Below are 16,036 nucleotides of genomic sequence, written 5' to 3'. Positions count from 1 at the left end.
AAGATTTTGTTTCCAAACCAGCATAACACACTTTGCGTGCCTTTTCAACATAGCATGAAAATAGTCTATGTTGGAGGGAGAGTCAGCAATGAGCCAATATGCTTTTTTAATATGCCGCAGCCAGACCGAAGCGGTCGGTCTGCGGCGTCATTTGGGACAGATGGGAGTGCCGGGTGAGGTGGTGCGTCCGCCGCGGCATGCGCGTACAGATTCCTGCGGGTGGGCGGTGCGCGTAGGCGCGCAGCAATCCGAGGAGGCATTGCGCCGACTGCGGCAGCTCGGCATTTCGCCTTGCCGTGTCATACCGGACGAGGGGGTGAGCGTATGATCTATCTGGACAACGCAGCGACTACGCTGCATAAGCCGCGCGCGGTGGACGAAGCAATGCGACGCGCCATGCACGCGGCGGCTGGTTATGCACGCGGCGGCTATGCGGCTGCGATGCGTGCGGGAGAAACCGTATATGCTTGCCGGGAGCAGGCGGCCGCGTTGTTCGGCGTGCAGGACCCGGCACGTGTGGTGTTCACGATGAACGCCACGCACGCGCTCAATCTGGCGATCCATGCGCTGGTGCAGCCGGATACGCGCGTCGCGGTCGGCGGTTACGAGCACAACGCGGTCATGCGGCCGCTGATGCTGCGCGGAGTACAGCCGATGGTGCTGGATACGCCGCTGTGGGACGGGGCGGCGATGGTGCAGCGGGCAAAGCAGGCGCTGGCGGATGGCGCGGAGCTGTTTATCCTCAATCATGTGTCCAACGTGTTCGGCTTTGCCGCGCCGGTGGAGGCGATTGCCGCGCTGCTGGATGAGGCGGGTGTGCCGCTGATTTTAGATGCGTCGCAGTCCGCAGGCGTCATCGATATTGACGTGCGGCGGTATCCGTGCCTTGCGGCGGTTTGCATGCCGGGCCATAAGGGACTGTACGGTCCGCAGGGCACGGGTATTCTGCTGGCGCTCGATGACCGGATTGCGGCGCATCCGCTGCTTGCGGGCGGCACGGGAAGCCGGTCGGAGGAGATGCAGCAGCCGGACTTCCTGCCGGACGCACTGGAAAGCGGCACGCCGAATGTGCCGGGTATCGCGGGACTGGCAGCGGGATTGGCGTTTGTCCGGTCGGTCGGTCCGGCGAATATTCTGGCGCATGAGCGACGGCTGCTGCGCGAATTTATCCGTGCGCTGGAAAAAGAAAAACGCATTGAGTGCTTTGCCCATCCCGCGCAAACGGGCGTTTTGTCCGTGCGCGTGCGCGGAGCGACCTGCGAGGGCGTGGCGGAGACGCTGGCGCGGCAGAATGTTGCCGTGCGTGCGGGACTGCACTGTGCGCCGCTTGCACACCGCACCGCAGGCACAGAGGAGAGCGGTACAATCCGCTTTTCGCTCTCCTTTTATTCGACCCCGCACCAGCTGGAGCACGCCGCCGAACTGCTGTGTCAAACCGTAAAAAATCTGTGAATACGCTATACAGGGGACGGGATTTGTGGTAGTATAAATAAGGAAAAAATTCGCCTTTCGCACGGAGAAAGGCTGTGAATTTACAGGACAGGTGGCTTTATGGAGGCTTTTCAAAACATTTTCATTCCGCCCCTTCAGAATTTCGACCTGCTTTCGTCGCTCAAGAGCGGGGTTGCATCCTTGCAGACCGCAGGGCCGACGGACGTGGTCGATATTCTGATTGTAGCCTACATCATCTACCGCATGATGAAGCTGCTCAAGGATACCAGCGCGGCACGATTGGCCAAGGGCATCCTTGTACTGGCGCTCGTGATGCTGCTGGCAAGCTGGTTCGGACTGACATCGATTTCCTATATCCTGCGTACGGCGGTATACTATGCGCCGTTTGTGCTGGTGATTATCTTTCAGCCGGAGCTGCGCCGTCTGCTCGAGCAGCTCGGCAAGGGCAATCTGAGCCGTCTGCTCGTTCCGGCAAACGACCCGGACGAGATTGAGGCGGCCATCGGTGCCACGGTTTCGGCTTGCGCGGATATGTCCAAGACCAAGACCGGCGTGCTGATTGTGTTTGAACGCAAGGAGCGTTTGGGGGAGATCGCCGCGACCGGCACCTTGCTGGATGCCGACCCGTCGCCCGAACTGCTCAAAAACATCTTTTTCAAGAACAGTCCGCTGCATGACGGCGCGCTGATTATGCGTGCGGGAAAAATTTATGCGGCCGGCTGTGTGCTGCCGCTTTCGGGCAGCCAGACCCTGTCGCGCGATTTGGGCACGCGCCACCGCGCCGCGGTCGGCATGAGTGAGTCGTCCGACAGCGTGCTGGTGGTCGTTTCCGAGGAAACGGGCGCTATCTCGGTCGCCATCGGCGGTATGCTCAAACGGCATCTGTCGCCCGAAGTGCTGAAAAAAGTGCTTGAATCCGAATTGCTTGAGCCGGAAAAGCCGGATAAGCGCGGCATCTCATCCCTTCGGAATATCTGGAAGGGAGGTGCGGGCAAATGAAGCAGTTTATAAAAACGCATGACATCTGGCTGCGTCTGCTGTCTCTTTTGCTTGCATTCGTGCTGTGGCTTGTCGTCCGCGATATTGAAAACCCGACTAAGCCAACCACCATCCGTGATGTACCGGTCAAGCTGACCGGCACGGAGCAGCTGATGAGCAGCTACAATCTTTCCGTAATTGAATACACGACGACAATCGATGTCAGGGTGGAAGGACCGAACAACGAGATCACAGACAGCACGTTCCGTAAAAAAGTTACCGCTACCATAGATGTTGCGGATATTACGGACGGCGCCGGAGAGTATGCACTGACGCCGCAGATCAGTACAGGGAGCTATAATGTCGATTCCACGGGCACAGAACCGGCAACGGTGCGTGTGCTGGTGGATAAGGTAACGACTGCAACCGTTCCTGTCCGCGTGGAAACAACGGGCACGGCGGCGGATGGTATTCGTCCGGGTACGCCGGAGCCGACTACGACCAAAGAGGTCACGATTTCCGGACCGGAAGCCGAACTGCGCGAGGTGGCCTACGCGTACGGTACCATTGATGTAACGGGCAAGTCCTCCACCTTCACCGGAGAGTGCAGCATTGCCCTGTATAACGACGCGGGCGAGCCCATTACAGGTACGCATGTGACATGCCAGACCAATACGATTACCGTGCGTGTGCCGATCTATCCGGTGGAGAGTGTGCCGCTGACCGTTTCGCTGACCGACGGCGAAACGCTTAAGGAAGAACAAGTGGATGTGAGCATCAATCCGCCTTCCATCACGCTCATCGGCGACCAGAAAACGCTTGCCGGTATTACGGAGATCAACCTCGGAACGATTGCGTTGGATGATGCGCGCACTGGTGTTCCGGTGGAGATGGAGATTCCGCTGCCCGAGGGTGTGCGGCTGGACAGCGGCCAGCCCTCGACCGCAGAGGTGACCATCAGCGTCAAAGCGCAGGAGGATGTGTCCACTCGCAAAATACAGTTGACAAAATTCGTGCCGACGGATACTGCGCAGGAGGAGACGCCGTATTCGGTTCGTGTGCTGACCGAATCGGTCGAGATTGAGCTGCGCGGCAGCGAAAGCGCGCTGGGACAGGTGGATATCAACAGCCTGTCCATCGGACTGACCTTTGATTCCGTGTCACTTGGCCTGGGCACGCACAAGGTCAAGGGCGTCGTGGCGGCCACCGGACTGCCTGCCGGCGTAACGATGGTCGGCGGCGACGTCGAGGTCGAGATTGAGATTACCGGCCCGGACGGCGAGGAAACAGTGGCGCCGCCGGAGGATACGGATACCGCACAGGATGGCAGAACGGAGACGGCGCAGGACGACGGGACGGATACCGACGCGGCGCCGCCGGAGGAAGGCGGAGACGGCGCATGAGTTTGATGGTGAGCAATATCCGCCTGCCGTTTGATGTGCCGGAGGAGCAGGCGCTGGCTGAGGCAAGACGGCTGACCGGTCTTCATTCAAATGATACGCAGGCTGCGGTGTACCGCGTCAGCATTGACGCGCGGCGCGGCAAAATCTTTCGCGTATATTCGGTGCGGCTGGATGCACCGATGGACGAAAAGGCATTTGCGGAAAAACTGCAAATGCCCTTCGTGCGTTATAAACCGGATGAAAAACCGGCGGTTCCCTGCGGCAGCAAGCGATTGGAGCATCGGCCGGTGGTGGTCGGACTGGGGCCTGCAGGCCTGTTTGCGGCCTATACGTTGGCAAAACACGGCTACACGCCGCTCGTTCTGGAGCGCGGCGGCGACTTGGATGCGCGCGACCACGCGGTAGAGGCTTTCTGGAGCGGCGGCGCGCTGGACGCTGAAAGCAATATCCAGTTCGGAGAAGGCGGCGCGGGCGCGTATTCGGACGGCAAACTGACCACGCGCATCGGCGACCCGCTGTGCGATACCGTGTTGGAAACGCTGGCCGCGCATGGCGCGCCGGCGGATATCGTCAAAAAGGCCAAGCCCCATGTGGGCACGGATATTTTGAAAAAGGTAGTGCGCGCCATGCGGTGCGAAATCATTCAAAACGGCGGTGAAGTGCGGTTTGGCACACATCTGACTGGCGTTTCGGTCAAAAATGGAGCGCTGCGCGGCGTACAGGCGGGCGGTGAAGCCATCGCCTGCGAGCGGGCGGTACTGGCCATCGGCCACTCGGCGCGCGATACCTTTGATGCGCTGCATCAAAACGGGGTATACTTTGAGCCGAAGGCATTTTCGGTTGGCGTGCGCATTGAGCATCTGCAAAGTGAAATCGACCGCGCGCTATACGGCAAGTATGCGGGACACCCGCTTTTGCCGCCTGCGGAATACAACCTGTCCCGTCGCGAGGGCGGACGAGCCTGCTATTCCTTCTGCATGTGTCCGGGCGGCGTGGTCGTCGCGGCGCAGAGCGAGGAGCATACGGTCGTTACCAACGGCATGAGTTACCATGCGCGCGACGGCAAAAACGCCAATTCCGCGCTTGCGGTGTCGGTTGACCCGGCGGATTTTGATGACGGCACACCGTTCGGCGGCGTCGCCTTACAGCGGCGCATCGAGCGTGCGGCCTTTGCACAGACTGGATCGTACCGCGCGCCCTGTCAGCGTGTGGGCGATTTTCTGGTGGGACGGCCGAGCACATGTGCGGGCGCGGTGCAGCCAAGCTATCCGCTGGGCGTGCAGTTTGGCGAGGCGGCGGCGTGTCTGCCATCCTTTGCGCAGAATATGCTGCGGGACAGTCTGCCGTATTTTGGCCGCAAGATTCACGGCTTTGATGCAGCCGACGCGCTGCTGACGGGGCCAGAGACACGCACATCCTCTCCAGTGCGCATGAAGCGCGGAGATGATTTGTTCGGCCTTGGCTGCGCGGGAATGATTCCCTGCGGCGAGGGCGCGGGTTACGCGGGCGGCATTATGTCCGCGGCGGTGGACGGCATACGGGCTGCACACCGGATTATGGAAGAATTTCGGCCCTTCGATTGAAGCGTACTGTTTCAAGTGAAGGAAAAATACGCCGCGCTGCGGCGTGAAACCCTATGAAAAGCAATAAAAAATGAGGCGATACCATTGACCCAACAGGGAACGATTAAAAAGATACTGCCCGGCGGCATGGCGGAAATTGAAGTGACCCGCCGTTCGGCTTGCGGGCATGACTGCGCCAAGTGCGGCGGTTGCGGCGGACTGGAGACACAGACGCTGTATGTCACCGCGCGCAACCGTGCGGAGGCGCAGGTGGGCGAGCGCGTATTGATTGAGGGTGAAACCGGACAGGTGCTCGGCTATGCAGGACTGGTGTATTTACTGCCTGTGGTTCTGTTTTTTGTCGGTTACGGTGCGGGCAGCGCGCTGCAAAAGGGCGCGGGGGTGTCCGCTTTATGCGGCGGCATTTTGTTTGCCGCAGGCATCGTGGCGGCGATTCTTTTCAGCCGTGAGATGAAGCGGAAAAATAGCGTGCCGTTTGAAATTACAAAAAAGCTCTGAATTTTTTGTGAATTTTTACTGATTTTGTGCTGTTTGCCCTTGTGCTATCCGAGAAAGTTCGGTAAAATAGATTGAATACGCAAGGCCGTGCGTAAACACGGCGGGAAAGGGTTATGAAATGTTTGGCTTTATCCGTCCGGTGAAGCCCGAGCTGCGGGTAAAAGAGGCTGACCGGTTCCAGCAGATCTATTGCGGGCTGTGTCATGCAATCCGTGCGCGGTATGGCCGATTTTATACCCTGTTCCTGAGCTATGACATGACATTCTTCGCGCTGGTGGTCGGCTGCGGTGAGGAACAAACCGCGCCGCCGTGCCGCAAACGGTGCGACGCGCATCCGCTGACGCGCCGTGCATGTGCCGCGCCCGACGGGGCACTGGAACTGGCGGCCGATGTGAGCGTACTGCTCACCTATCACAAATTCCGCGATAGTCTGGCCGATGAAAAAGGGCCGAAGCGCGCTTTGGCATGGCTGTTGTGCCGTTTGGGACGGCGCGGCTACGAACGCGCGCGGGCGCGTCTGCCCGAGACAGACCGCGAAATGATACAGGCGCTGGACGATTTGCAGCAGCTCGAACGCGAAAAATGCGATTCGATGGACCGTGCGGCGGACGCTTCCGCGCGGCTGACAGCGGCGGCCGTGCCGCATACCGGAGACGCGCGTGAGCGCGTGCTGCGGCAAATGTTTTATCATATCGGGCGGTGGATTTATCTGCTTGACGCCGCGCAGGATGTGGCGGAGGATATGGAACAGGACAATTATAATCCGGTGGCGCTGCGCTACGGCCTGCGCACGCCGGATCTGACAGAGATACGACAGCCGCTTGAGCGCACGCTGGAGCGGTCGCTCGCCGATATCTGTATGGCGTATGACCTGCTGGATATGGGGCGGGATGCGGACCTGATCCGCAATATTATTTTTCTGGGTATGCCGCTGGTGACGAAACAGGTGCTGGACGGGACGTACCAAACGAACGGAGGATGGGGCAAACATGGATCCCTATAAGGTGCTCGGCGTTACGCCGCAGACAAGCGACGACGACGTCAAACGCGCTTACCGCGAACTGGCGCGCAAATATCATCCCGACAACTATATCAATAACCCGCTGGCTGATCTGGCCGAGGCCCGTATGAAGGAAATCAACGAGGCCTACGACATGATTATGAACGAGCGCGCGGGCAAAAGCTCGTCCGGCGCATCCGGTGGCCAACAGTACAGCGGCGGCCAGCAGTATAACGGCAGCCAGCAGCAGCGCGCCTATTCGGGCGCGAACGCTTCGCTGTACAGTCAGGTGCGGCAGGCGATCAATCAGGGCAATCTGGGCATGGCCGAGGCACTTTTGCAGCGTGCAAATGGCCGCGACGCCGAGTGGTTCTACCTGATGGGTACGGTATATTACCGCAAGGGCTGGTATGACGAGGCCGCGCGGGCCTATACGCAAGCCTGTCAGATGGATCCGTCCAACATGGAATACCGGACCGCGCTGAACAATCTGAACATGTCAGGCGGTTATGGCGGCTATCGCCCCATGCAGGAGGCCAATCTGTGTGATTTCTGCGTGCAGCTGGCGGTCTGCAACTGCTGCCTGAATGCCTGCTGCAATGCGGGATGTTGATATGAAAACGAAGGAAATCGCGCGCGGCGGCTTGCTGGCCGCAGCAGCCGTGGCGCTTTTATATGTGGGCGGGACAGTGACCTATATCGGTCCGGCCGCCTGCCTGATGGCGGGTGTAGCCACGGTCGTACCGCTTTTGCGGCGCGCGCGGCTGAAAACCGCGGTCACGCTGTATCTGGCGGTATCGATTCTGTCCGCGCTGTTCGTGCCGCGCAAGATTATGGTTGCGGCCTATGTGCTGTTTTGCGGCCTGTATCCCATTGTGAAATTCTGCATAGAGTGCTATGCACCGCGCCGGACGCAAATGAGTGCGAAACTGGCATATTTCAATATCGCGCTGGTGATAGCGGCCGGGCTTGCTGTGTTCGTTTTCCTGCCGCAGTTCTCCATTACCGGCTTTGTCCGGGTAGCAGCCGTATGGGTGGCTGCCGATATCACATTTATTATCTATGACGTGGCGCTGTCACGGCTGATCGCACTGCTGCGCAGAAGCCTGCCGCCCGATTAAAGAAGGGGAAAAAACAATATGAAAAGTATGACCGGCTACGGCCGTGCGAAAGAGGAGCGGGACGGCAAGACCATTACGGTCGAGCTGCGCGCGGTCAATCACCGTTATCTGGACTGCACGGTGAAAGCGCCGCGGCAGTACGGTTTTCTGGATGACGCGGTCAAAAAGGCCGCGGCTGCCCGCATTGCGCGCGGTAAGGTGGAGGTTTTCGTCGGCGTGGAGGTCGATGAGGGCGGTGATGTGGCCATCACGGTCAACCACCAGCTGGCAAAGCGCTACTTGGATGCGCTGCACGATTTGAGCGAGACTTACGGTCTGCGCGATGACGTGACCGTGACCACACTGTCCAAGCTGCCGGACGTGCTCGGTTCCGAGCGTATCGAGCAGGATGCCGAAGCCATGACCCGTGACGTGCTTGCGGTGTTTGAAAAGGCGTGCGACGGCTTCGACCAGATGCGTCTGCGCGAGGGCGAAAAACTGGCCGAGGACGTGCGCAGCCGCTGTGCGGCAATCGAGCGTATGGTCGGCGAAGTGGAGACGCGCTCGCCTGAGCGGGTCAAGGAATATCGCGAAAAGCTGCTGGCCCGTATGCAGGAGGTGCTGGCGGATACCAGCATCGACGAGACGCGCATTTTGACCGAAGCGGCCATCTATGCGGATAAGACCGCGGTCGATGAGGAAACTGTGCGCTTGCGCAGCCATCTGCATCAGATGGACGGCATGCTCAAGGAAACGCAGTCGGTCGGCCGCAAGCTGGATTTTCTCGTGCAGGAGATGAACCGCGAGGCCAACACCATTGGCTCTAAGGCCAACGATGTGACAATGGCGCGCATCGTGGTGGATATCAAGAGCGAAATTGAGAAAATCCGCGAACAGATCCAAAACATCGAGTAATATAAACCTTGAAGTCGGGCCTTGCCCGACTGTTGGATATGACTCATTTGTTCGGAAACTCGCTTCCGAACGAGACGGAATGGAAAGGAGGCGGCACAGGTGAAACTCATCAATATCGGGTTTGGTAATATGGTGGCCTCATCGCGGCTGATTGCCATTGTCAGTCCGGAATCCGCGCCGGTCAAGCGCACCGTGCAGGAGGCACGTGACCGCGGCATGGTAATCGACGGAACCTATGGCCGCCGCACACGTGCTGTTTTGATTATGGACAGCGATCATGTGGTGCTGAGTGCTTTGCAGCCGGAAACAGTGGCGGCCCGTTTTGCGGGCGATGCGGAGGAAGGAACGAGCGAAGATGCGTAAAGGAACCTTATATGTATTTACCGGGCCGTCGGGCGCAGGCAAGGGGACGCTGCTCTCGCGCCTGCAGGAACAGGACGACCGCCTGTTCTATTCAATTTCCGCTACCACGCGCACGCCGCGCCCGGGTGAGACGGACGGCGTGCAGTATTACTTTCTCTCAAAGGCGGAATTTGAGGAAAAAATTGCGCAAAATGCTTTTTTGGAGCACGCGCGCTATGTGGATAACTATTATGGCACGCTCGAAGCGCCGGTCAACGAAAAGCTGGAGCAAGGCTTTGACGTGGTTTTAGAGATCGAAGTGCAGGGCGCGATGCAGGTGCACGAAAAGCGGCCGGATGCGGTGATGGTGTTCATCGCGCCGCCGTCGTTTGAAGAGCTTGCCGCGCGGCTGCGCGGACGCGGCACCGAGGACGAAGAAAAGGTGCTCAAACGGCTGGAAACCGCCAAAGAGGAACTGAAGCACCAAAATGAGTTCGATTATGTGGTCGTCAATGATGAGCTTGATCGGGCTGTGGAGGAATTGCAGAATATTCTGGCAAAGCGCCGTACATAACGGCGTGGTTCTTTTCATAAATAATACAAAGGGTAATATAAGGAGATTGGATTACTATGCTGAAACCTTCGATGCAGGAACTGATGAAACGTGTGGGCAACCGTTATCTGCTGGTCAATCTGGCTGCGCAGCGTGCCCGTGACATCGCCGATCAGGCCGAGGAGACAGGTGAGCAGCTGCCGGATAAGGCGGTAAAGCTGGCGCTTGACGAAATTGCAGCCGGTACAATCGTCTATCGTCCGGGTCCGCGTACTACGCCCGTGGTTGTGCAGAACAATGCAATTGCAGCGGCGATGGTCGATGTGGATGACGCCATTGATTTAGATGATGAAGAGGGCGTGTCTTCCGACGAGGACAACGCCGAAGTGCTGGAGGAGGAAGAAACCCGCCGTCTGGACGAGTTTGACGACCATGAACTGGACGACGGCGATGTGCCGGAGGAGGACCGCTGAGCCATGCTTCTGGCTGGGAAAACCGTGGTGCTGTGCGTGACGGGCGGCATCGCGGCCTATAAAGCCGCCGACCTGACCAGCAAGCTGCGGCAGGCGGGGGCGACGGTGCGTGTGCTGATGACGGAATCGGCTGCGCAGTTTATTTCTCCCATCACGTTTGAAACCCTATCCGGATATCGCACGGTGGTGGACACCTTCGACCGTAATTTCGCGTGGGAGGTAGAGCATATCTCGCTGGCGAAAGCCGCGGATGTGTTTGTGATTGCGCCTGCGACCGCCAACATCATCGCAAAAGCGGCGCACGGCATCGCGGATGACATGGTTTCGACCACGCTGCTGGCAACCAAGGCGCCGGTTGTCATCGCGCCCGCGATGAACACCGGCATGTACGACAATCCGGTGACGCAGCAAAACCTGCATACTTTGCGCGCGCGGGGCTTTCACATTGTCGACCCGGCGGCAGGACACCTCGCCTGCGGGGATACGGGACGCGGCAAGCTGCCCGATACGCCGACGCTGCTGCATGGCATCGAGCAGGCGCTGACCCCGCAGGACCTGAAAGGTTTGCGCGTGTTGGTGACTGCCGGACCGACGCAGGAGTCGCTTGACCCGGTGCGCTTTCTGTCCAACCACTCAACGGGAAAAATGGGGTACGCCATCGCAGCGCGTGCAGCGATGCGCGGGGCCGAGGTGACGCTGGTTTCCGGCCCGACCGCGCTGGAAACGCCGCTGGGCGTCGAGCGCGTAGACATTGTCTCGGCGCGCGATATGTATGATGCGGTGATATCCCGTGCGGACACGCAGGATATCATTATCAAGGCCGCCGCGGTGGGCGATTACCGACCTGCGCAGACGGCGGACGAAAAGATGAAAAAGAGCGACGACGATTTGACCGTCGCGCTGGTGCGCAATCCGGATATTCTGGCCGAGCTTGGCCGGAATAAACGTCCGGGACAGCAGCTTTGCGGCTTTGCGATGGAGACCCAGAATCTGCTGGAGAATGCTGCCGGTAAACTGCGCCGCAAAAACTGCGACATGCTGGTGGCAAACTCTTTGCGCGACAAGGGCGCGGGCTTCGGCACGGATACCAACGCCGTCACGCTGTTGTTTGCAGATGGCACGCGCGAAACGCCGCCGCTCATGCCCAAAGAGGACGTGGCGGACGTGATTTTTGACCGCCTGCTGGCAATGCGGGCAAACTAAACTGGAAAGAGAAAGGAGTATAGCGGTTGACGGAACAGATTTGCGCGGTTGCCGTGGATGCGGCGACCTACGCCATCGACAAGCTGTACTCCTACCGTGTGCCGGACGAGCTGCGGGAACAGGTGCAAATCGGCACCCGTGTTCTCGTGCCGTTCGGCTTTGGCAATAAACGGGCGGAAGCGGTCGTGCTTGCGTTCCGAGGGGACGCGGGCGGCCACAAGCTCAAGCCGGTCATCGAAGTGCTGGATGACACGCCTATTTTGACCGCGCAGCAGCTCAAGCTTGCCGCGTGGATGCGCGAGCGACTGTATTGCACGTTTTTCGATTGTGTACGGGTCATGCTGCCCGCAGGACTGTGGTTCAAGCGCAACGAGACGTACACCCTCGCGCCCGATGCCGACCTTGCCGCGCTGCGGCAGCGGGATGGGGATGCGGGTCGAGTGCTTTCCCTGTTTGATCAGCCGGGACAGACGCTTGCCGTGTCCGATATCCGGCAGCGGCTGGGCGGAAAAAGCGTCACCCGCGTGCTGGATGCGCTGACGGGCGAGGGTGTGCTGACTTACCACAGCAACACCGTGCAGAAATCGGGCGACAAGACCGAGAAAATGCTCGCGCTCGATATGGAAGCGGGCGAGGCAATGGCACGCATCGGTCGCCGCAGTCCCGCGCGGCTGGATGTGGTTTCCGTGCTGGCGGACGGCGGTTGGATGAGCCAGAAAGAGCTGGTGTATATGACCGGCGTGACCGACGCGGCACTGCGCGACATGGTGAAAAAGGGTATGCTGTGCGCACGGCAGGAGGAACGTCTGCGCACACCGGATTTTTCCCAGGTGCCGCCCGCACCGTCGCCGGTGCTGAGCGAGGCGCAGCAGCAGGCATATGACGGCCTTGCCGCTTTGATGGATGAGGACGCGCCGCGCGCGGCGTTGCTGTTCGGCGTGACCGGCAGCGGTAAGACGCAGGTGTACCTGAAGCTGATTGCGCACGCGCTTGAGCAAGGCAAAAGCGCAGTGGTTCTCGTGCCAGAAATCGGGTTGACGCCGCAGGTCATGCGGCAGTTTGCCGCGCAGTTCGGCGACACGGTTGCTGTTCTGCACTCCGCATTGTCTGCCGGAGAGCGGTATGACAGCTTTAAGAAAATCAAATCTGGCCGCGCGCACGTTGTTATCGGTACGCGCTCAGCGGTTTTTGCGCCGGTCGAGCGTCTCGGGGTGGTTATTCTCGATGAGGAACAGGACGGTGCGTACAAATCCGAGCAGTCCCCGCGCTACCACGCGCGCGATGTGGCCAAGTACCGTGCCGCACACGAGGGCGCGCTGCTGGTACTCGGCTCCGCGACCCCCTCGGTCGAGACGTATTATGGGGCGAAACAGGGGAAATATCCGGTGTTTTCGCTCACCGAGCGGTTTATGGGCGCCAGCCTGCCCGAGGTGCAGATTGCGGATCTGCGCGGACAGGCCCGCGAAGGGCGCAGCGGCGTCATTGGCCAGCAGCTGGAAAGCGAGCTGATTGACACACTCGGCACAGCGAAACAGGCGATTTTGTTTCTCAACCGACGCGGTAACAGCCGTGTGATAGGCTGCGCACTGTGCGGCTGGGTGCCGGCGTGCCCGTCGTGTTCGACGAGTATGACTTACCACTCGGCTTCCGGTCGCGCGATGTGCCACTATTGCGGTGCATCGGTTAAAATCACGGGTACCTGCCCGGTCTGCGGCGGCACGAGTCTGTTTACCGAAACGCCGGGTACGCAGAAGGTCGAGCAGGAATTGCACGAAAAATTCCCGTCCGCGCGTGTGCTGCGCATGGACGCAGACACGATGACTACCAAGGGTGCGCACGAAAAACTGCTGGCGAAGTTTGCCAAAGGCGGCGCGGATATCCTGCTCGGCACGCAGATGGTGACCAAGGGGCTGGACTTTGAGAATGTCACGCTCGTTGGTGTGCTGGATGCGGACCAGAGCCTGTATGCGCAGGATTACCGCGCGCGGGAGCGCACGTTTTCGCTCATCACGCAGGTGGTCGGGCGAGCGGGACGGCGGTTTGATACGGGCAAGGCCGTCATCCAGACGTACAGCCCGACGCATCCGGTCATTCTGACCGCCGCGCGGCAGGATTACGAAGCGTTTTACGAGCGCGAGATGGAAACGCGGCAGGCGCTGCAATGCCCGCCGGTCTGCGATTTGACCGTGTTGACCGCGATAGGAGAGGTGGAGCAGCAGGTGCTGGCAAGTCTGATTGCACTCAAAACCCGCCTGCAAAGCCTGATGGAAGGGCAGTATGCGGACGTGAAAGCACCCGTGCTCGGCCCGGCGGCGGCGCAGGTAGTCAAGGTGATGGGTCGATACCGCTATCACCTGACCATGCGTGCGCAAAATACGGCACGCTGGCGGATGCTGATTGCGGGTGTGATGCGCGAGTTTTTGCAGGACAGCAAAAACCGCGGTGTGACCGTGTTTGCGGACGAAAATCCCGATCTGTGAGGCGTGGAGGAACGATGGAAGAACAATTTGTGATTCGGCGGGCAGCGGCGGGAGACGCGGCGGCTCTGCTGGAAATCTATCAGCCGTACATTACGGATACGGTTATCACATTTGAATATGAGGTGCCCGCGGCGGAGGAATTTGCCGCGCGCATCACGGACACGCTCGCGCGGTTTCCGTATCTTGTGTGCCAGCGGGATGGAAAACCGGTCGGTTATGCTTACGCGCATCCCATCCGAGAGCGTGCGGCCTACGACTGGGCGGTGGAGCTGTCCATTTACTTAGCGCCCGCGGCGCAGGGATACGGCGTAGGCACAGTGCTGTATCGCTGCCTTATTGATCTGCTGGAAATGCAGAATGTACGTATTTTATACGGCTGCGTTACATTGCCGAATGAAAAAAGCCGTCGTCTGCACGAAAAACTGGGCTTTGCGCTGACGGGCGTGTGGCATGGTTCGGGCTGGAAGTTCGGACGGTGGCACGACGTGGGCTGGTTTGAAAAGCGCATGGGCGGCGACGGACCGGCGCAGCCGATTGTGCTGTTTGACAAACTGAAAGAAGAAAAAATACAGGAATGTTTGCGCCGGTATACGGCAATGCTGAATAATGGAGGACTGAACTGACATGGCACTTCGTAAAATTCTGACAGAGGGCGATGAACAGCTTTTGAAGCACAGCCGCAAGGTAGAAAAGTTTGATAATCGTCTGCATATGCTGCTGGATGATATGCGTGAGACGTTGGAAAACTCGGGCGGCGTTGGTCTTGCTGCGCCGCAGGTCGGCGTGCTGCGGCGCGTGGTGGTGCTGCTGGACGTGAACACCGAGCCGGAGGAGCTGATTGAGCTGGTCAATCCCGAGGTGATCGAGACGCGCGGTGCAGAACGCGTGGTTGAGGGCTGCCTGTCCGTGCCGGGCGTGTACGGCTATGTCACCCGCCCGACCTGGGCCAAGATCCGTGCGCAGGACCGCGACGGTAACTGGTTCGAGCGCGAGGGAGAAGGCATTGTCGCGCAGTGCTTCTGCCACGAGACCGAGCACCTCGACGGCCACCTGTTCACCGAGAAGGTCGAGGAGTATGTCGATCTGGAAGACCTCCAGCAGGATGGCAAGGGTGACGCGGAATGAGAATCGTATTTATGGGCACGCCCGATTTCGCCGTGCCGAGTTTGCGGGCGCTCATCGAAGCGGGACATGAGGTGTGCGCCGTATACACTCAGCCAGACAAGCCGCAGGGCCGCAAGCAGATTCTGACCCCGCCGCCGGTGAAAACGCTGGCGCAGGAGCATAACATTCCGGTGTATCAGCCGCAGACGCTTAAAAACGTGGACGAACAGACGCAGCTGCGTGCGCTCGCGCCCGAGGTTATCGTCGTGGTGGCCTATGGTAAGTTGCTGCCGAAAGCCGTGCTGGACATCCCGCTGCGCGGGTGCATCAATGTGCATGGTTCGCTGCTGCCACGCTGGCGCGGGGCCGCGCCCATTCAGTGGTCGGTCATCGCGGGCGACGAAAAGGCAGGCGTGACGACCATGCGGATGGCAGAGGGGCTGGATACGGGCGACATGCTGCTCAAGTACGAAACCGAGGTCGGCGCGCGGGAGACCGCGGGCGAGCTGTTCGACCGACTGGCGCAGGCGGGCGCGCAGCTGCTGGTGGAAACGCTCGACCGGCTCGACACCATCACCCCAACCCCGCAGGAGGACAGTCAAAGCTGCTACGCGCATATGCTGGATAAGCAGATGGCGGTGATCGACTGGTCCAAGTCGGCGCGCGAGATCGATTGTCTGATTCGCGGACTGAACCCGTGGCCGGTGGCCTTGACGACGCTGGACGGCGCGCGGCTCAAGGTTTATGCGGCGCAGCCGGTTTCCGGCGAAGGCAAGCCGGGCGAAGTACTGGTGAGCGATGCGAAAAAGGGGCTTGTGGTCGCGTGCGGCGTGGGGGCGCTGGCACTGGAAGAGATTCAACTGGTCGGCGGAAAACGTATGAAGAGCGCGGATTTTCTGCGCGGTCATGCGGTGGAGAAAGCAACCGTTTTAGGTGGATCAAAGGAGTAAGC

General features: G+C 59.7%; 18 protein-coding genes. All 18 read left to right on the top strand.

What is annotated here, in order from left to right; genetic code table 11:
• Positions 1-88 precede the first annotated feature (88 nt).
• The 18 genes from ACTQ3V_RS07265 (at position 89) to fmt (ending at position 16,034) form a co-directional block, all read left to right on the top strand.
• Positions 89-328, top strand: coding sequence for a putative Se/S carrier protein (locus ACTQ3V_RS07265; RefSeq protein WP_441466932.1), 240 nt, complete (start codon positions 89-91; stop codon positions 326-328).
• Positions 325-1,452 carry an aminotransferase class V-fold PLP-dependent enzyme gene (locus ACTQ3V_RS07260; RefSeq protein WP_441466931.1) on the top strand — a complete coding sequence of 376 codons (1,128 nt, stop codon included), beginning with the start codon at positions 325-327 and terminating at the stop codon, positions 1,450-1,452. Before ACTQ3V_RS07265 ends, ACTQ3V_RS07260 begins: the two co-directional genes overlap by 4 nt.
• Before the next feature lie 99 nt (positions 1,453-1,551).
• Complete coding sequence (gene cdaA, locus ACTQ3V_RS07255; RefSeq protein WP_441466930.1) at positions 1,552-2,451, top strand: diadenylate cyclase CdaA; 900 nt, start codon at positions 1,552-1,554, stop codon at positions 2,449-2,451.
• The gene (locus ACTQ3V_RS07250; RefSeq protein WP_441466929.1) at positions 2,448-3,833 is read left to right on the top strand and encodes a CdaR family protein; all 1,386 of its coding nucleotides are present in this window, start codon (positions 2,448-2,450) and stop codon (positions 3,831-3,833) included. Before cdaA ends, ACTQ3V_RS07250 begins: the two co-directional genes overlap by 4 nt.
• Positions 3,830-5,416 carry an NAD(P)/FAD-dependent oxidoreductase gene (locus ACTQ3V_RS07245; protein ID WP_441466928.1) on the top strand — a complete coding sequence of 529 codons (1,587 nt, stop codon included), beginning with the start codon at positions 3,830-3,832 and terminating at the stop codon, positions 5,414-5,416. The genes ACTQ3V_RS07250 and ACTQ3V_RS07245 overlap by 4 nt, the downstream gene beginning before the upstream one ends.
• Positions 5,417-5,500: 84 nt before the next feature.
• Positions 5,501-5,914: a SoxR reducing system RseC family protein gene (locus tag ACTQ3V_RS07240; RefSeq protein WP_441466927.1), complete on the top strand. Its 414-nt coding sequence runs from the start codon at positions 5,501-5,503 to the stop codon at positions 5,912-5,914.
• A 118-nt stretch (positions 5,915-6,032) separates the two neighbouring features.
• Complete coding sequence (locus tag ACTQ3V_RS07235; protein ID WP_441466926.1) at positions 6,033-6,917, top strand: DUF5685 family protein; 885 nt, start codon at positions 6,033-6,035, stop codon at positions 6,915-6,917.
• Complete coding sequence (locus ACTQ3V_RS07230; RefSeq protein ID WP_441466925.1) at positions 6,904-7,527, top strand: J domain-containing protein; 624 nt, start codon at positions 6,904-6,906, stop codon at positions 7,525-7,527. Before ACTQ3V_RS07235 ends, ACTQ3V_RS07230 begins: the two co-directional genes overlap by 14 nt.
• 1 nt (position 7,528) lies before the next feature.
• Entirely contained in the window at positions 7,529-8,035 is a 507-nt protein-coding gene (locus ACTQ3V_RS07225) for a hypothetical protein (protein WP_441466924.1), read from the top strand.
• Between the two features lie 18 nt (positions 8,036-8,053).
• A complete protein-coding gene (locus ACTQ3V_RS07220) occupies positions 8,054-8,929 on the top strand; it encodes a YicC/YloC family endoribonuclease (protein WP_441466923.1) in 876 nt (291 codons plus the stop codon).
• A gap of 99 nt (positions 8,930-9,028) precedes the next feature.
• The gene (remA, locus tag ACTQ3V_RS07215) at positions 9,029-9,292 is read left to right on the top strand and encodes an extracellular matrix/biofilm regulator RemA (protein WP_441466922.1); all 264 of its coding nucleotides are present in this window, start codon (positions 9,029-9,031) and stop codon (positions 9,290-9,292) included.
• Positions 9,285-9,845, top strand: coding sequence for a guanylate kinase (gene gmk, locus ACTQ3V_RS07210; protein WP_441466921.1), 561 nt, complete (start codon positions 9,285-9,287; stop codon positions 9,843-9,845). The genes remA and gmk overlap by 8 nt, the downstream gene beginning before the upstream one ends.
• A gap of 56 nt (positions 9,846-9,901) precedes the next feature.
• Positions 9,902-10,297 (top strand): DNA-directed RNA polymerase subunit omega, encoded by a 396-nt coding sequence (rpoZ, locus tag ACTQ3V_RS07205; protein WP_441466920.1) that lies wholly within the window; start codon positions 9,902-9,904, stop codon positions 10,295-10,297.
• 3 nt (positions 10,298-10,300) lie between these two features.
• Entirely contained in the window at positions 10,301-11,500 is a 1,200-nt protein-coding gene (coaBC, locus tag ACTQ3V_RS07200; RefSeq protein WP_441466919.1) for a bifunctional phosphopantothenoylcysteine decarboxylase/phosphopantothenate--cysteine ligase CoaBC, read from the top strand.
• Positions 11,501-11,526: 26 nt separating this feature from the next.
• The gene (priA, locus tag ACTQ3V_RS07195) at positions 11,527-13,980 is read left to right on the top strand and encodes a replication restart helicase PriA (protein ID WP_441466918.1); all 2,454 of its coding nucleotides are present in this window, start codon (positions 11,527-11,529) and stop codon (positions 13,978-13,980) included.
• 14 nt (positions 13,981-13,994) lie between these two features.
• On the top strand, positions 13,995-14,603 hold the full coding sequence (locus tag ACTQ3V_RS07190; RefSeq protein ID WP_441466917.1) for a GNAT family N-acetyltransferase: 609 nt from the start codon (positions 13,995-13,997) through the stop codon (positions 14,601-14,603).
• A 1-nt stretch (position 14,604) separates the two neighbouring features.
• Positions 14,605-15,105 carry a peptide deformylase gene (gene def / locus ACTQ3V_RS07185; RefSeq protein ID WP_441466916.1) on the top strand — a complete coding sequence of 167 codons (501 nt, stop codon included), beginning with the start codon at positions 14,605-14,607 and terminating at the stop codon, positions 15,103-15,105.
• Positions 15,102-16,034, top strand: a complete 933-nt coding sequence (gene fmt, locus ACTQ3V_RS07180) for a methionyl-tRNA formyltransferase (RefSeq protein WP_441466915.1) — start codon at positions 15,102-15,104, stop codon at positions 16,032-16,034. Before def ends, fmt begins: the two co-directional genes overlap by 4 nt.
• Positions 16,035-16,036: the final 2 nt, after the last annotated feature.

This window comes from Candidatus Agathobaculum pullicola (assembly GCF_052117205.1).
GTDB classification, from domain to species: domain Bacteria; phylum Bacillota; class Clostridia; order Oscillospirales; family Butyricicoccaceae; genus Agathobaculum; species Agathobaculum pullicola.
The sequence above is the reverse complement of the archived record's forward strand: the minus strand, read 5'-3'. Positions and strand labels throughout refer to the sequence as shown.

Bases quoted from the DNA above. Each gene is read 5' to 3' on its own strand.
- ACTQ3V_RS07265 (WP_441466932.1), top strand. From the start codon at position 89: ATGAGCCAATATGCTTTTTTAATATGCCGCAGCCAGACCGAAGCGGTC.
- ACTQ3V_RS07260 (WP_441466931.1), top strand. From the start codon at position 325: ATGATCTATCTGGACAACGCAGCGACTACGCTGCATAAGCCGCGCGCG.
- cdaA (WP_441466930.1), top strand. From the start codon at position 1,552: ATGGAGGCTTTTCAAAACATTTTCATTCCGCCCCTTCAGAATTTCGAC.
- ACTQ3V_RS07250 (WP_441466929.1), top strand. From the start codon at position 2,448: ATGAAGCAGTTTATAAAAACGCATGACATCTGGCTGCGTCTGCTGTCT.
- ACTQ3V_RS07245 (WP_441466928.1), top strand. From the start codon at position 3,830: ATGAGTTTGATGGTGAGCAATATCCGCCTGCCGTTTGATGTGCCGGAG.
- ACTQ3V_RS07235 (WP_441466926.1), top strand. From the start codon at position 6,033: ATGTTTGGCTTTATCCGTCCGGTGAAGCCCGAGCTGCGGGTAAAAGAG.
- ACTQ3V_RS07230 (WP_441466925.1), top strand. From the start codon at position 6,904: ATGGATCCCTATAAGGTGCTCGGCGTTACGCCGCAGACAAGCGACGAC.
- ACTQ3V_RS07225 (WP_441466924.1), top strand. From the start codon at position 7,529: ATGAAAACGAAGGAAATCGCGCGCGGCGGCTTGCTGGCCGCAGCAGCC.
- ACTQ3V_RS07220 (WP_441466923.1), top strand. From the start codon at position 8,054: ATGAAAAGTATGACCGGCTACGGCCGTGCGAAAGAGGAGCGGGACGGC.
- gmk (WP_441466921.1), top strand. From the start codon at position 9,285: ATGCGTAAAGGAACCTTATATGTATTTACCGGGCCGTCGGGCGCAGGC.
- rpoZ (WP_441466920.1), top strand. From the start codon at position 9,902: ATGCTGAAACCTTCGATGCAGGAACTGATGAAACGTGTGGGCAACCGT.
- coaBC (WP_441466919.1), top strand. From the start codon at position 10,301: ATGCTTCTGGCTGGGAAAACCGTGGTGCTGTGCGTGACGGGCGGCATC.
- ACTQ3V_RS07190 (WP_441466917.1), top strand. From the start codon at position 13,995: ATGGAAGAACAATTTGTGATTCGGCGGGCAGCGGCGGGAGACGCGGCG.
- def (WP_441466916.1), top strand. From the start codon at position 14,605: ATGGCACTTCGTAAAATTCTGACAGAGGGCGATGAACAGCTTTTGAAG.
- fmt (WP_441466915.1), top strand. From the start codon at position 15,102: ATGAGAATCGTATTTATGGGCACGCCCGATTTCGCCGTGCCGAGTTTG.